This window comes from Enterococcus sp. 12C11_DIV0727, from assembly GCF_002148425.2.
Classification (GTDB): domain Bacteria; phylum Bacillota; class Bacilli; order Lactobacillales; family Enterococcaceae; genus Enterococcus_L; species Enterococcus_L lemimoniae.
Window position 1 is genome coordinate 2,255,883 of record NZ_CP147248.1, and the last position, 15,283, is coordinate 2,271,165.

Genomic DNA, 15,283 nt, shown 5'->3' on the forward strand with positions numbered 1-15,283 from the left:
TATTATCATTAAAATAGGAAAGTAGCCTACTAAGCGACAGTTTATCTATAAAACTATTTTGAATTAGCTCAAACACAAACTTATACTAGAATAGAGGACTAAATATGAACAAAGCAAAACCTATTTCAATTTTTGGCACTAATTTAGCGATAATCATCTATTACTTTTTACCAAGAATAGAAATAACAACACTGTCTCCACATTGGAATATGTTTTTTAATTTTAGACCTATTTTGGTAACAATTATTACACTATCTATGTTGATGATAACTTTTCAAAAAGCCTATTCTAACAAATGGAAGAGTGTTCATTTAAGTCGAATGGTCACAGGTGCCTATATCTTATTCCTACTAGCTACGCTTTTTTATTTTATGATGCTTGAATTTGTAAAATAGACGTTAAAGAGGCTGGGACAGGAGTCGCTTCTCTTTTTGTTAAACAAGCTGATCTCGAATAAACGGTGGGAGCAGAAGCAATCCCTTCGGAAATAAGCCGAAATTCACAAAAATTTGAAGAGCAATTTTCGTGAATTCCTTCTTATTTCTCGGGATTAAACGCTTCTGTCCCAACCTCTTGTATAACCAATACTTTTGTCTTATAGCCTAGCGATTAAGCACACTTCTCAATCGCTTCTAACAACCACTGCCTAAATTGTTCTTCCTCAATATCCACACACACTCGGCAATTAATCTCTTTCCCTAAATACCCAGCCAAATCAACTAAAGTAGCACCAGCAGTCAAACTACCTTGTGTTTCAATTGCCACATAAGACTCTTTAACTTCAAACATTTCCGGCATTAATAGATAGGCCACGGCACAACCATCATACATCTTTAATCCTGTATCTAAACTGCCACCACGATAGTTACTAAATAAATGGTCAATCATATCACCTGTTTTATTCATTTTTTTGATTTGTATACGATCTTCAGGTAATATTAACGCCTTCTCACCAACATCTAAGCCTACCATCGTCAATGGAATCTTACTTTCAAATACGATTTTAGCCGCTTCTGGATCTGCAGCAATATTAAACTCAGATAATATTCCATAATTTCCTCTGCCCAAAGAACCACCCATGATTACCAGTTCTTCAATTCTCTCCACACATTCTGGATAAATTCGAAGTAAAAGAGCAATATTCGTAAGCGGACCGATCCCCACAATCGTTGTTTTTTCTTTTGACTCCATCAATACTTTATACATCTCAATCACTGCATGGTTTTTTGTTAATAGTTCATACTTTGATTCGGAAAATTCATAGCCATCCATCCCAGTACTTCCATGAATATCACTTGCATTGATCGCTTCACGAAGTAATGGCCGATCTGATCCGATTGCCACCGGAACTTCTTTCCCCCAAAAAGCGAGCAGTTTAAGTAGATTTTTGGTTACTTTATCTACACTGACATTACCAGCAACAGTCGTAAACAATCTAACGTTCAGCCTTTCATCAAAAAGCGCCGCTGCAATTGCTACTGCATCATCGATCCCTGGATCTGTATCGATGATGATTTTTCTTGTTTTTTTCACGTTACGTAATCCTTCCTTTTCAACTAAAATTATCTGAAAAAGCCTTTCTCCCATGCTCGTTTCAGAGAACTAAAGCTACCCCTTTTTTTATAAAAAAGCGGGGAACAGAAAAAGTGCCTGTTTTCCCGCCTTCTTCTATTTTAATAATCTAATTGTTTTAAATGCAGTAAAAATGATTCCTGCGTTAAACGCTTGATTGTATATAATCGTTCAATTTGTCTCCGAATTTTTTTGTCTTCTTTTGCAGCAGGATCAAAAACATCCATTAACTTGCTGATCCCATACTCCATGATCATACCTGATCCACAACTTCCCACTGCAAATCCTAGCATATCGGTATCATTTAGTTGGCCTTTTTTGATTTCAGCAATACTTTGACTGAAATCACCTTCAACGATAATTTCATCTGTCTTCTTGTCTAATTCTTCTGCTAATTTAGCTTTCGTGCTTACTCTCACTTGCATACTATTCATCCAAAAAAACCTCCTTTTAAATTATTATACGCTATTCACATTTTTTTACTAGTGGGACTTAAGCAGTACAAAAAGGGTGAATGAAACCATTTCTAGCTTCCTTCACCCCTCTTTTATGATCCTGTCATGACCTCTTCAACTAGTGAAGCAACTTTACCTTTACTTCGCTCAATCAATAACGCCAACTGAATAAAAACAAAGAGCACATTACTTTGTTTTGAATAAGCAAAATATCTGGATTCCCAACTCGTAACATATTGTTCTTTTTCTTTTCTCGTATCTTTGAATCCATACAATTGATCGCCATACTTATAAAAAATATTGATCAGACGCTCATTTAAAAATGAGTATTTTGTTTCACCGACATTCGCTAGCGGTGCAGCTCCTAAATTAACCGAGCGATAGCCACGATTTTGATATTCTGTGATAAAATGCGTTAGCATGAAATCTGCAGTATACTTCGGTGCTGATTCACGATATCGAAGCAAATCATAGGACATTTCAAGACCTTGAACAATCGGTTTAGCTGAAATAAAGCCGATCACTTCATGTTGTTCATTTCGGAAAACCCCTACATCGCTAAGCCCCAAATATTCTTGGTCAAAATAACCACAGACAAAATTTCTCTCTCGTTGGCTACCTAACCACTCCTCAGACACATGCGCTAATTCTTGGAACAGCTCAGCTGAGATAGGCTCACGATACATCCTAAATGTATACCCTAAATTCGTTAAATGTTGTAGCTCCATCCGATCAGGCGCAAAAGAAACTGAGGCTTTATCCTTACCAGAAATACACACAAGTCCTTCTTCACCAGCTTTTATGAAATTAAACCCTAAATCGTGCAGGATCATGGTATATTTTTCGCTAACTCGATAAAATGCCGCTTGATATCCAAGCAGATCAGCTGCATCCATAAATGCTAGCGTAGCTTTGGCCCACTTCTCTTGATTTCCAACAGGGTCAGCCAAAAGAAAACACTTATTGGCTTTGATCTGATAGGCAAACAAGACTTCATCTTCACCATTTTCTTGATAATAATAATAGGCGTAATTTTTTAAATACAGTAAATGACTGCCCTCTGTACCTCCATATTTCTCAATCAGAGCCGTTAAACGATCTCCTTGATACGAATCACCTAAATGTTTGGACGTCTCTGCCAAGTATTGGTAGAGCGTAATCAAACCGATCATCGAAATTCCTAATCCAATCAAACCAGATAGCCAGACATCATCCGATGGAAATAGCAAAAACATGTGAGGAATCGGACCTACTTTATCTGGATGAGAGCTATAATACCCCGCTACAGCATAAATAATGAATAAGAAACTAAATAAAATACTATCAACAGTTGATGCACCCCAGGAATAGACAAATTTTTCCCGATAAAACTCTTTTCTTGCTAAAAAAACGGCCGATAGAATTACCAGATAAACAAGAACCAATTGCCATGAAGCTGTTCTGGAAATGGTATTGATGATTCCAAAAATCAATAATCCAATCGTTGGCCAATAGGCTTTTTTCACTTTCATCGAAATCCCTCTGGCTAGTCCTAATAGTAAAAAACCAATCAGCATATTAAACGTTTGATCTAAAAAATCAAAAGAAAACGGCAATAAAAGTTTAAACAGTCGACTAACATTCGATAGATTTGTGATCGTAGACAATAAAACCATCATGATCCCAGCAAAATAAAGTGCCGCTACTAAAATAAAGTGTGCCGCTTTTTGTGAAAACATCCGCGGTAAATTATCAAAAAATCGATTGATTTTGATTCCTGTTTGATGAATAAACAAAATAATTCCAGTCATAAACGGCCATACGTAATAAAATAAACGATAATAAATCAACCATACAACAGCTGTCGATTGGCTCACACCTAATTGAGATAAGCCTAAAATCATCAGTACATCAAATGTACCCATTCCGCCAGGCACCATCGTCAGCATTCCGATCAAGGTTGCGATCACAAACATTGGATAAACTGATACCAGTGATACATCGACTTGCATCAAAGCCCCCACGCTTAAAAAGACAAACATCGCACCTAGCCATTGCCCCAATGAAGCACCAAACAATAAAAATATTCCTTTCGGAAAAAAATCTTTAAATAAAGTATATTTTTTTAATTGCGTAAATAGTAATAATGCTGGCGCAATCAAACTTCCGGCAAGTAACCAAACCCAATATTCTCGGAATAAGCTATCTGGTCGAATAAAAAAAACATCAACAAACGCAATAAACGATAGGATCGACAGACCAGAAATCATAAATAGAGCCGCTTTAGAGACCGTTGCAACAACTTTTTTACGCGGCGTATCTTTTCCATAAAAATTAGCCCGTAGCGTTGCCCCAACTACACCGCCAAAACCTGCAAGATTATTGATCGTATTGGTGACCCAAGCAGACACAAACCACTCCCAGCGGTTCATTTTAGGCTTGCCTTGTTCCTCAAGTACACTTACAACTACAAAATCATATAAAAGCATCGGCAAAACGCCAATCAAGCCTGCTGAAATCATTCCGAGAATCCGAAAACGATTCTGTTGTCCCATTGTATGAAAGACATCTTCCCACGTCATTCCCTGTACAATATGGGTTACTTGATTCGCTACAAAAATCAGCACAGAACCAAGAAATATTAGTTTTAATAATAAACTATGCTCTTTCATCCAATGAAATAACTGGTCTATTTTGTTTTTCATTTGTTCACCGCTTTTCTTATGATCCAGTTCTATAATATATTTTCTTTTATATGTTAGCGTATAACGAATTATTTTTCCACTTTAGCTCTTGAAATCGACTATTTTCTATAAAAATAGCCGCTAAACTTAAATAACTAAGCTCAACGACTACTTCTATCTATTTACTAATACTAATGATTCTTGTATTCCGTCCCAATTTTATCCGCTACAATAATCGCTGCTTTGACCTGATCCACAGTAATCGGAAATGGCATTGAATGGATCGATTCTTCTGGGATGCATGATTTTTCAGCGACTTCTGTTAGTTCCGCATCCGAAATTTCTTTTACACCTAAATCCGCCAAACATACTGGTAAACCAATCAATAAAGCAAAATCTAATACTTCATATAATTCAGCTTTCGGCGCATTTTCTAAAACTAGCTGGCAAATCGTACTGAATGCCACTTTTTCACCATGAGTTGCGCCATGTGCATCATGTAAAACAGTCAAACCATCATGAATTGCATGGATTGCTGCCAGACCAGCACTTTCAAACCCCAAACCTGAAAGTAAGATATTCGCTTCAATAATGTTTTCCAATGCAGGGGTTACCACATTATTATCTGAAGCTTCTTTGGCTTTTAAACCATCTTCTAGAATTGTTTCATAGCATAATTTAGCTAAGGCCAACGCTGTATTTGTTCCTTTCGCTGGTGGACAGACACCTTCTCGTGCGCCACAAGGCAACCCAGCATTGACATTAGAATATGAATTATGGGTTGCTCTTGCTTCAAAATAAGTAGATAACGCATCGCCCATACCAGAAACCAAGAAACGCGTTGGCGCATTCGCAATTACCACTGTATCGATCAACACCACACTTGGACTTTGCACAAAGTAAGCATAATCATCAAATTGACCATCTTCTGTGTAAAGCACTGCTGAGTGACTAGTTGGCGCATCTGTCGCAACGATCGTAGGTACAATGATCAAGTTATGCCCTTCTGCCACACATTTTGCAGTATCGATCGCTTTACCGCCGCCAAGACCGATTACACAATCACACTCATTTTCTTCCGCCACTTTTTGCAAACGAGCCACTTCAACTCGAGAGGCTTCTCCGTGGAAATTACTTTCTACAAAAGAAATATTAAAGGTTTCAGCTGTTTTATCTAATTTGTCTTTTACACGACTCACATCATCAGCATGGGCAATCAACAAAGCTTTCTTGCCAAATGTTGTCACAAAATAACCTAAATTCAATAACTCATCTTCACCTTGAACGTATTTCGTTGGACTAATAAACGCTTTTCTCATGTTTGAAAACTCCTATTCTTATCTTATTTTATTTTTAAAGGCGCTAATTGCTCCTTTATGGCATCGATCGGTGTATCTACCTGCAGTAACGCGGCCGCTGTATAAGCGCTTTCTACTAAAGCCGTATCAAACAAAAGTACTTCCTTTTCCGTCATATCAATTGCCATTTCTAAATTCATTTTGGCACTACCTAAATCATAAAAAGCGAATAATGTTTCGCCTGAATTTTTTTCAAAAGCTTCCATGATTTTTTCAAAAGAAGTTCCTACTGCACCATCTTCTAATCCAGCAGCAACTGTTATCGGAACATCTTTCGCAACTTCTTTGATCAAACGATCGACACCTTCACCGATCTCTTTAACATGAGACACTATCACTACACCATTACGCATCAAAGACACCCGCTTCCATTAAAGATTGAAAGAAATACATACTGGACATTGCTCCTGGATCGATATGTCCAATGGAACGCTCACCAACATAAGAAGCACGTCCTTTGGTTGCAGTGATCTCTTTAGTTGCTTCTACCGCCGATTCAAGTAAGGCTTCTGTTAACGTATCCTTTTTGATTGCCTCGATTGCTGGTGCCCATTCATCTAGCATGGTTTTTTCACCTGGTTTACTATTGCCACGTTTTTCAATTCCTGCCAAGCCAGCTTCTAAAATCGGTAATACATCTGAAGTTGTTGCAGCAGCTTTGGCCATTTCCATCATAGCTGTTCCATAAAGTGGACCTGAAGCTCCGCCGACTTTACTGATCAAAGCCATTGCAGTAAGCTTGAAGACATCTTGCACTGTTTGAGGCTCTTTACTTTGCAAACTCTCACTAACAGCATCCATACCACGTACCATATTATTACCATGATCACCGTCACCGATTGGTGTATCCAGCTCACTTAAGTAGTCTTTGTTTTTATCGATTTTTTCTTTGAATAATTGTAATGATTTTTTTAGATTATCTACTGTGAACATTAAAGTCCCCTCCGTTTTTCAAACTATACATAGCAATACTCAATCTAGATTGCCCTTTACCAAGCTACTGTATCAACGTCTTCATTCAGCGCTGCTACCCAATCATCTTCTACTTTCAATAACGTTACAGAAATTCCTGCCATTTCCAATGAAGTCATATAATTGCCAACTTTTGAAAATGAAACCTTCACGCCTTCAACATCTAACAAACTCATTACATCATCATAAAAAATGTATTGTTCCATCAAAGGTGTCCCACCTAATCCGTTCACTAAAATAGCGAATTGATCTCCTTTATTCCATTGAAATGCTGCTGCTAATTTAGAAAACAATTCTTCTGCCATCTCCTTAGATGGTCTAATTTTTTCTCGTTTATAACCAGGTTCACCATGAATACCAACACCAAACTCAATTTCATCATCTGCTAATACAAATCCCGGCTTTCCTACTTCAGGAACTGTTGCGCCTGTCAAAGCAACCCCAATTGTTTTTAGATTCTTAACCACGCGTTCTCCTAATTCAACTAATTCTTCAACTGATGCACCATTACGTGCTGCTGCGCCTAGAATCTTATGAACTAAAACAGTACCTGCTACACCACGTTTTCCTTGAGTGTATGTGCTGTCTTCAACTGCAATATCATCATCCACAACCACTGTGCCAACTTTGATATCTTCCATTTCAGCTAAATCTTTCGCCATATCAAAGTTCATAATGTCCCCAGAATAGTTTTTTACGACCATTACAACACCTTGCCCTTGATCGACCGCTTTAATTCCTTCAAAAATCTGATCAGGAGTTGGTGATGTGAATACCTGACCACAAACTGCAGCCTGCAACATACCTGAGCCAACAAATCCAGCATGCGCTGGCTCATGCCCACTACCACCACCACTGATCAAAGCAACTTGTTTACCAATTTCCTTTTGCTTTAAAACAAATGTTTCTGGTACTTGCTCGATTTTTTCTTGATGAGCACGGACAAATCCTTGTACCATTTCCGGAACTACGTTTTGAGCTTGATTGATAATTTTCTTCATGATATTCCCTCCTGTTTTTTCTGTTGTGGCTGATCGAACTTGTGCAGTTTTTATTTTATCTAGCTTCACAAGCTAGTCTCTCGGAAAAAAGATAAAATATGAGTGAGGCAAAAAGCACCTCAATCATATTTTCCTATTTTTCTGTCGAGACTGAACGAGCTTGTTCCACTTATATTTATTGTATACGTTTACAATACTCGTATATGAAAAAAGTTGCAACGGACAAACAAGTTTATGTGTCCGCTTTCATTTTGATTTTTTTCTAAACTATAGTTTTCGCTTAAAAGACAGCGTATAATAGAAACTGATATTAATGGAAAAGGAGCAGTGGCTCAATGAAGCAATTAATCAATTCAAGCGGGCATATTCGGCAGCAATTATTGGCTGGGATCGTCTATACATATAATGACAAATTAAACTGGCAACCTCAAACTGGCATCGTCACTAAAAAAATAATCGCAGAAAATAAAGTAGTCCTAATCAGTGGAGGAGGATGCGGACATGAGCCAGCTCATATCGGCTATATTGGTGAAAATATGCTGGATTGTGCCATAATGGGAGCGATCTTTGAGCCACCAACTAGTGGTGAGATCTTACAAGCTATCGAGCAAACTTACAATGGTTGCGGAACCTTGTTGATCATCAAAAATTTTGAAAAGGACTTAGCAAGCTTTCTTGAAGCTGAACGACTAGCCAAAGTAAAAGGTCTGCTCGTTTCCCATGTCATCGTTGATGACGACTGCTCTATTGAAAGTGGTTCATTTGAGAAAAGACGACGCGGAGTTGCTGGAACTGTTTTTGTTCATAAAATACTCGGAGCCGCCGCTACTATTGGCCACTCTTTAGACGAACTACAAATACTAGGTAAACAACTAATTTCTCAAATCAAAACATTAGGAGTCGCTTTTTCACCCGCTTCCCCTATTGGGATGATCCCTCAACAATATGAATTGGCAGAAGATGAAATGTACTTTGGCATCGGCATCCATGGAGAACCTGGTTATCGTATTGAGACAATGCAATCTTCTGAAAGGATCGCAATCGAGTTAGTTAATAAGTTAAAACAACAATATCCAAGAAACGAATTAAACAAAGCGGCTGTCTTGGTAAACGGTTTAGGTGGAATCCCTTTACTTGAGCTAGGTATTTTCATGAATGACGTCCAACAATTGTTGGATATTGAAGATATTGAAGTAGTTTACAAACGAATTGGCAATTTTTTAACCGCCTATAATACCAACGGACTTTCATTAACACTATTAACCGTTAAAGAAGAAAAATGGATAGATTATTTGAATGCACCAACTGATGCTTTTGGCTGGAAATAAGAAAAGCGGAATGAACTCTTTTAGCTCTGACTGAAAAATAGAAAATCCTATTCGTGACGCTTTTTTGTCGCTAATAGGATTTGTCTTTTTTCCGAAGAGCTAGTTCATGCAGCTAGATCACAGAAAAGCGGAATGAGGCGATTAACCCTCGAGCAAATTAGGAAATAACAGAAAAGATGGTCCTTATCTTTACTGGTATTTGTCTATTTATCGATAGGGCTGCCTCATGTAGCTAGATCATAAGAAAGTGGAATGAACTTCTCAGTCCCAAACAAAAAACAATGAACAATAATGTAATTTCCACATATACATCATTGTTCATTGTTTTTCTTCAAATCCCATTAAAAAGGCAATTTTCATCTGCTCCGCAAATCGATGTGAATCAACCTGACATCCTCCAATGATCCATTTGCTCGTTAATGAAACAAAGGCATTTGCATAAAACTCTTCCAAAAACAAACGGTCCGATTCCTTAAGCTCTCCTTCAGATCTGTTTTTAACCACCAGAACTTGGTTGATCAATGCTTTTAAATGCTGTGTATAATATTCTTGAAATGAATTTTGACCTTCAAATTGTAGAATCCTTCGATAAAAAAGCTGATTTTCCTCAAAATAGATAAAAAGATTCTCTACTATAGTCTGCCACGCCTCATAAGCAAGGTTATCTTCAATTTTTTCAATTGCCTCTTGCTGGAAAATCCAGTCCACCAATTCATACTTGTCTTGAAAATAGTCATAAAAAGTTTGACGCCGCATGTGGCTTTCCTGCATGATTTTTGCGATCGTTACTTTTTCAAATCCAATTTGACCAACAAGTTTTTTAAAGATCTTCGCTATTTTCTTTTTCGTAATCAATGATCCTATCATTTATCTGCACCTTTAATTTCTTGATTACTTTTATTGTACCAGTTAATCAGCATTTAGAAAATCAATGTTTCTATATTTAAACAAACTAAGCTAAAGTTGATTAAATTTTATCCGCTTTATTCCTTAGAAACTTATAGTACTAAACAAAAAATGAGATCAACTAAACAGTCGATCCCACCTCTTCTACGCTCTTCCCTCGTTTTGTCGAGCAAGATACGTTTCCAAATATTCGCTTAATAGTTTATATCCTTCCATTTTTTGTTCCACTTCCTTAGGACAATAAATCCATTTACCCATAACTTTTCTTTTTTTAGAAAGTATATTTACCTCTTCTAAAAAATCATTCAAGTCATTGATCAATTGTTGTGTGCTTAATTCGTTTCCTAATAAAATATCTTTCTTTTCTCGCTCATAGATGGAGGCCCATAGATATGGCAGTACTTCTATTTTACGAATATTGGTGTAAAAATCAGCTTTCGGCATCATCCCTTTATGTCCCACACCTCTTCCTTGCTGGAAAAATGAATGGATATCCCACTCTAATTTTTTCAAGCGGCGTAAAGATGACCCTTGCGATTCTTGAGCATTGTTAAGGTTTTGACTGTAGTTTTCATCCAATGTCCAAGGACTTTTTATTTCTATTGATTGCGGGTGTTTTTCAGAAACTCGGTCCAGCATTTCTTCGATGGCTAATGTGACTGTTGGTCTTTCTTCATCGGTAGCCATAACAGGTTTCATAGGTCTATTGGCTTGTAAAAAACTCTCTTTTGATGGGAAATTCCGGTTTTCTTGTACTGTTTGAGTTGGTTGTACTGCTTTAGAAACTGGCGGTGCAACTGGTCCGATCATCGAATTGTTTCTTGCAAAAGGCGTTTGCTGAATCGTTGTTGTTTGCTCTTTTTTAGCCGCTGGTGCAGCGGCTGTCTGGCGCATTTTTTGTTCTAATTCAGCTATTTTTTGATGTGCTTTGATCAATTGAACATCTACTTTACCAACTGTTTGAGTTAATTTTTTGATCTCTGTTGCATTTGATTTTAATTGTTCCTGATCTTTTTGATGTTGTTCCGCTAGTTTTTTTGCCGAATCACTTTTGGTCAGTCTTACTGTAGGAATTTTTTTCTTTTCTTTTTTGACTGTGGTCAATACAGTTTCAACCGTGGCAAGTTTTGTTGTTAACTGATCAATGACTTGGTTTAACTTAACCGTTTCCGATGCTGTCTCTTGTAATTGTCCGTGATCTTTTTCAATTCTAGCTAGCACTTCAGAGTCTGGCTTCGCATCTAAGACAGTTGATTCTACTGTAGTCAATTTTTCATCGATTTGTTGTAATTGGCGAGCAATCGTTGTAACTTCCTCACTCGTCGTTGCTAATTTATCAGCTAATTTATTTTGTTCACCAGTATTTTGCTTCGCTACAGAAAAATTCAGCTTTGGTCGTTTTTCTTGCTTATTTTCTGTCATTGTCTGTTTTAATTTGGTCACTTGCTGGTCTGAATGATTCATTCTTTGGCCCAGTAAATCTATCCGTTTGATTGCTTCTTCTATGCGCATTTCAACGGTTGGCCCTGATTCTTCTCCTGAACCAAATGTGATTTTGAATTTTGGCGGTTGCTTTGGCTTCGGTAGTTTAGCTAACTTATCAGTCACATGTGTTTTAAAGGTTGAAAACTCTTCTGTTAGCTGCGCAATTTTTTCGTTTACTTTGTTTAATTGTTTCGCATTTTCAGATTCCAATGCCTCTTTTGCAGCAACTTTACTTGGAATTACTTTGACCACGGGCGGCGTTCTTTTATCTTTCACTGATTGGACTTCTTTGTAGATATCATTCAGATTTTCACTGAATTGATTCATCATCTCTGTTAAAAGTAAGACTTCGCTATTGGTTTCCTGTAACCCTTTTACCATCTCTATTGGTACCTCTTCAGAAAAACCAGTCATATGCTCTAAAGGCATTTCTGGGACTTCTAAGCTGCTGATCCAAGTACGTAGATCACTGATCTGTAGCTTGCTGAGTGGATGCGCCAAGGCTAATAGTAATGTCACATAGACAGCTTTTTGCGTTACCCTCACATAAAGATTTTTTGCAACACAATCTTCAAATTCATGATTGAATTGCTCTGGAAGATCCACTAAGAGAGCTTCGAATTGTTCTGGCTGATCATAATCAGACGAAACCTCAAATTTTCTGATTAGATAGACAGAATACTGGCTTAATACATCATCCGAATAGAGTTCTTCACCTAAACGGTTGGCTTCGATTTCTTTTCTTAAAAAAACTTTTTTATTCTCTGTTGTACTCTTTGTAAGATTCAACTTTTCCATATGTACTAACGGCCCCTTTTTGACTTGTATCTTACCTTTTTATTTAAAAACACCTTTTTATACTTATTGAGGCTGGAACCAACATTTCCCCTGAAAGTCAGACCATCAACTTTATGTGAAAGCTGATCAGATTGAATCGGTCATTTTTTATCAAAAAACTTTGTGGAAACAGTTTAGTTGGATTTACATGACATCAATGACTGATGTTCTAATCCCCTCTATGCTCTTTTTTTAATTCTATGTTCATTACGCTTTTTTTTAACAATCATTTCTAATTTTACCCTAAAAACAACCTTAGTTGTTTTCACAAAATGTTTAAATATCGTAAAAAAATGAGAATAACTATCGTTTAAAACTGCAAATAAATTTCATTTAAATAAAAAAAGATGAAAAAACCAAAAAACAGTCTGTTTCATCTTTTTATTATATATATAATTATAGTTATTCTTTGTACTGATTTTCAATTCGTCTATCTGGAATGATCCACATAATCAACACACCGATATTTAAAATCAATACAAAATAAGGATGAATCAGCCAACCTAATACCAAACCTAAGATATTCAAAAAAATGCTTACGTAAGATTTGTTATAACGTTGGAACAGTTCACCAAGGGTAGAGTCACTGCCATTTACCCGAATCAACTCTCGAGTCAAGATCAAATATGAAATATTCGCTAATAGTGTCATTATGCCGTATGTCAGCTGTGGAATCAAACTATCTATAAAGTCACCGACCCAGGCAGTAGCAAATGGCACTAGTGTCAGTGTAAAAATGAAAAAGTTATTCGCCCATAATACACGTCCATCTATTTTATGAACTAACTGAAACATATGATGGTGATTGTTCCAGTAGATTGCTAGCATCACAAAACTCACTACATAAATAAATAATTTTCGTTCTATTCCCGCTAAACCAGCTAAAGTATCTGTTGTTGGCTGATGCAATTCTAAAACTAAAATGGTCATCACGATTGCGATAACTGCATCTGTAAAAGCCTCTAGTCTTGATTTTGACATGATTTCATCTCCTCGTTTTTATTTTACGTACTTTTTATGTAATTGCAATGAATATGACCCGTCTAAGGGTGGAGAGAAAATCAGCCTAAAGGTGGATTTCATAAAGAAAGATTCTTGCTATACTTTATTCATAGACAACGAGAGAAAAAATGGAGGTTTTAACAATGAGACAACAATCAATGCTAATGAATATATTAATGGTTATCGGGTTATTTTTTGTAGGAAGTATTGTTTTGAGTATTGTACTTGGACTTTTAGGCGGTTTATTATGGTTTGCTATTAAGATCATGATTCCTGTAGCTATTGCTGTTTGGTTGGTTCGGATGATTTCAGGTCCGTCAAATAATCGTCGTAGATATTACTAAACATGGTAGCAAATTCGAGGTTGGGACAGGAGTGTTTAACCCCGAGAAATAAGAAGGGATTCACGAAAATTGCTCTTCAAATTTTTGTGAATTTCAGCTTATTTCCGAAGGGGTTGCTTCTGCTCCCACCGTTTATTCGGATACGAAGAGCCTGAAACATAACTTTTTAAGTTATGTCCTAGGCTCTCATAGATAAATAAAAAAGATCAGATCTAGCTCATAGCGAACTAGATTCGATCTTTTTTTATTTATTTACTCATATCTCCACGGAAGGCTTGCTCAAGGTTATCAAAATAATTGATTGAACCCTTCGTTTGAATTTCCCATTTATCTTCTTTTTTCTTGATGATTACTTTAAAACCATCACCATAACTATCAATACTTACAGGTTTGGTGTTTTTGAAGATTTCAGGAAGTTTATCAAGTTCTGCTTTTTGAGCAGCTTTACTTCTCTCATCATATTCTTGATCTCTATGAGATTCATAATATTCTTTATTTACAGCTTCCATCTCATCTTTCATTTCTTTAAATGATAATCCTTCCACGTTCACTGTTACTTCAGCTACATCTGGGAAATAAGAAGCAAGCTCATAATTGACTGTTGCGATTTTGGCATTGTCTTCTCTAAAGACTTTTGCCAATGCTAAGCCTTCTTCATCGGTTACTTTATAGTCGTAGAATTTTTTCTTGATTGCTTTATTAAAGTTTTCATCAAAATTTTTGACGGAAGCATCACGATCGTTAGCTACAAGTTTATTGTAATCTTCATTTTCAGTTGCCAAGAAAACTTCATCCACAAATGCAGTTACAGCTTTTTCTGCATCTTCACTGTGATCTTTATACTCAGAAGCATTCACATCAAGAATAATCGGTTTTGGTTCTTTTTCTACTTCATAAATTCTTGGTTCAAAGTGTAATTTGTATTTTGCTTTTTTCTCTACTGGAAATACTACATAACCAGTTTTACTTTTCTTCCCAGAAATTTTTTCATAAGCAAGAAGTGGTGTTTTACTTTCGTCTAGATAAAGACTTAGTGACTCGATCTTACTATCATCTTCATCGTAAAGCATAATATCCGTTGCACTCATATCTAGGCTTTTATCTGTTTCATTTTTGATTGTTACTTTTAATGCAAGAAAGCCTTCCCCATCTTCGGCTTCTTCTTCTTTTGGAAGTACATATTCTCCTTCATCGATCGTAATAGATGCGATTTTAGATTTTGCAGCTTTTTTCTCTGTCTTACTATCGTCTCCACTTTTTTTAGCAGATCCAGTTCCTCCACATGCTGCTAATGAGATAATAGCAACTGCTGATAAAAATACTAATCCTAACTTTTTCATTATATTCTCCCCTTGAAAGT

The 15,283-nt window shown here is 36.6% G+C and carries 14 protein-coding genes; 3 read left to right on the top strand and 11 right to left on the bottom strand.

Annotation, left to right across the window (positions count from 1 at the left end; all coding sequences use genetic code 11):
- Nucleotides 1–104: 104 nt before the first annotated feature.
- Entirely contained in the window at nt 105–395 is a 291-nt protein-coding gene (locus tag A5866_RS10725; protein WP_086277780.1) for a hypothetical protein, read from the top strand.
- A 214-nt stretch (nt 396–609) separates the two neighbouring features.
- Here the strand turns inward: A5866_RS10725 and rihC are convergent, their stop codons facing one another.
- The 7 genes from rihC to dhaK form a co-directional block, all read right to left on the bottom strand.
- Nucleotides 610–1,533, bottom strand: coding sequence for a ribonucleoside hydrolase RihC (gene rihC, locus A5866_RS10730; RefSeq protein WP_176332616.1), 924 nt, complete (start codon nt 1,531–1,533; stop codon nt 610–612).
- 140 nt (nt 1,534–1,673) lie between these two features.
- Nucleotides 1,674–2,006 (bottom strand): hypothetical protein, encoded by a 333-nt coding sequence (locus A5866_RS10735; RefSeq protein ID WP_086445417.1) that lies wholly within the window; start codon nt 2,004–2,006, stop codon nt 1,674–1,676.
- Between the two features lie 113 nt (nt 2,007–2,119).
- Nucleotides 2,120–4,711 carry a bifunctional lysylphosphatidylglycerol flippase/synthetase MprF gene (gene mprF / locus A5866_RS10740; RefSeq protein WP_086445416.1) on the bottom strand — a complete coding sequence of 864 codons (2,592 nt, stop codon included), beginning with the start codon at nt 4,709–4,711 and terminating at the stop codon, nt 2,120–2,122.
- 170 nt (nt 4,712–4,881) lie between these two features.
- Nucleotides 4,882–6,009: a glycerol dehydrogenase gene (locus tag A5866_RS10745; protein ID WP_086445415.1), complete on the bottom strand. Its 1,128-nt coding sequence runs from the start codon at nt 6,007–6,009 to the stop codon at nt 4,882–4,884.
- A 23-nt stretch (nt 6,010–6,032) separates the two neighbouring features.
- Nucleotides 6,033–6,401: a dihydroxyacetone kinase phosphoryl donor subunit DhaM gene (dhaM, locus tag A5866_RS10750; protein WP_086445414.1), complete on the bottom strand. Its 369-nt coding sequence runs from the start codon at nt 6,399–6,401 to the stop codon at nt 6,033–6,035.
- A complete protein-coding gene (gene dhaL / locus A5866_RS10755; RefSeq protein ID WP_086277766.1) occupies nt 6,394–6,981 on the bottom strand; it encodes a dihydroxyacetone kinase subunit DhaL in 588 nt (195 codons plus the stop codon). Before dhaL ends, dhaM begins: the two co-directional genes overlap by 8 nt.
- 56 nt (nt 6,982–7,037) lie before the next feature.
- Nucleotides 7,038–8,021 (bottom strand): dihydroxyacetone kinase subunit DhaK, encoded by a 984-nt coding sequence (gene dhaK / locus A5866_RS10760; RefSeq protein ID WP_086445413.1) that lies wholly within the window; start codon nt 8,019–8,021, stop codon nt 7,038–7,040.
- 335 nt (nt 8,022–8,356) lie between these two features.
- On the opposite strand from dhaK, the gene A5866_RS10765 reads away from it, so the two are divergent.
- Complete coding sequence (locus A5866_RS10765) at nt 8,357–9,349, top strand: dihydroxyacetone kinase subunit DhaK (protein ID WP_086277761.1); 993 nt, start codon at nt 8,357–8,359, stop codon at nt 9,347–9,349.
- A gap of 318 nt (nt 9,350–9,667) precedes the next feature.
- Here A5866_RS10765 and dhaS read toward each other — a convergent pair whose 3' ends face one another.
- The 3 genes from dhaS to A5866_RS10780 form a co-directional block, all read right to left on the bottom strand.
- Complete coding sequence (dhaS, locus tag A5866_RS10770; RefSeq protein ID WP_086445412.1) at nt 9,668–10,216, bottom strand: dihydroxyacetone kinase transcriptional activator DhaS; 549 nt, start codon at nt 10,214–10,216, stop codon at nt 9,668–9,670.
- 183 nt (nt 10,217–10,399) lie between these two features.
- Nucleotides 10,400–12,538 (bottom strand): hypothetical protein, encoded by a 2,139-nt coding sequence (locus A5866_RS10775; protein ID WP_086445411.1) that lies wholly within the window; start codon nt 12,536–12,538, stop codon nt 10,400–10,402.
- Nucleotides 12,539–12,979: 441 nt separating this feature from the next.
- The gene (locus A5866_RS10780) at nt 12,980–13,558 is read right to left on the bottom strand and encodes a TMEM175 family protein (RefSeq protein WP_086445410.1); all 579 of its coding nucleotides are present in this window, start codon (nt 13,556–13,558) and stop codon (nt 12,980–12,982) included.
- Between the two features lie 164 nt (nt 13,559–13,722).
- Here A5866_RS10780 and A5866_RS10785 point away from each other — a divergent pair, with 164 nt between their 5' ends.
- On the top strand, nt 13,723–13,923 hold the full coding sequence (locus tag A5866_RS10785; protein WP_086277753.1) for a hypothetical protein: 201 nt from the start codon (nt 13,723–13,725) through the stop codon (nt 13,921–13,923).
- 248 nt (nt 13,924–14,171) lie between these two features.
- On the opposite strand, the gene A5866_RS10790 is transcribed toward A5866_RS10785, so the two are convergent.
- The gene (locus tag A5866_RS10790; RefSeq protein ID WP_176332615.1) at nt 14,172–15,263 is read right to left on the bottom strand and encodes a DUF5105 domain-containing protein; all 1,092 of its coding nucleotides are present in this window, start codon (nt 15,261–15,263) and stop codon (nt 14,172–14,174) included.
- Nucleotides 15,264–15,283 lie beyond the last annotated feature (20 nt).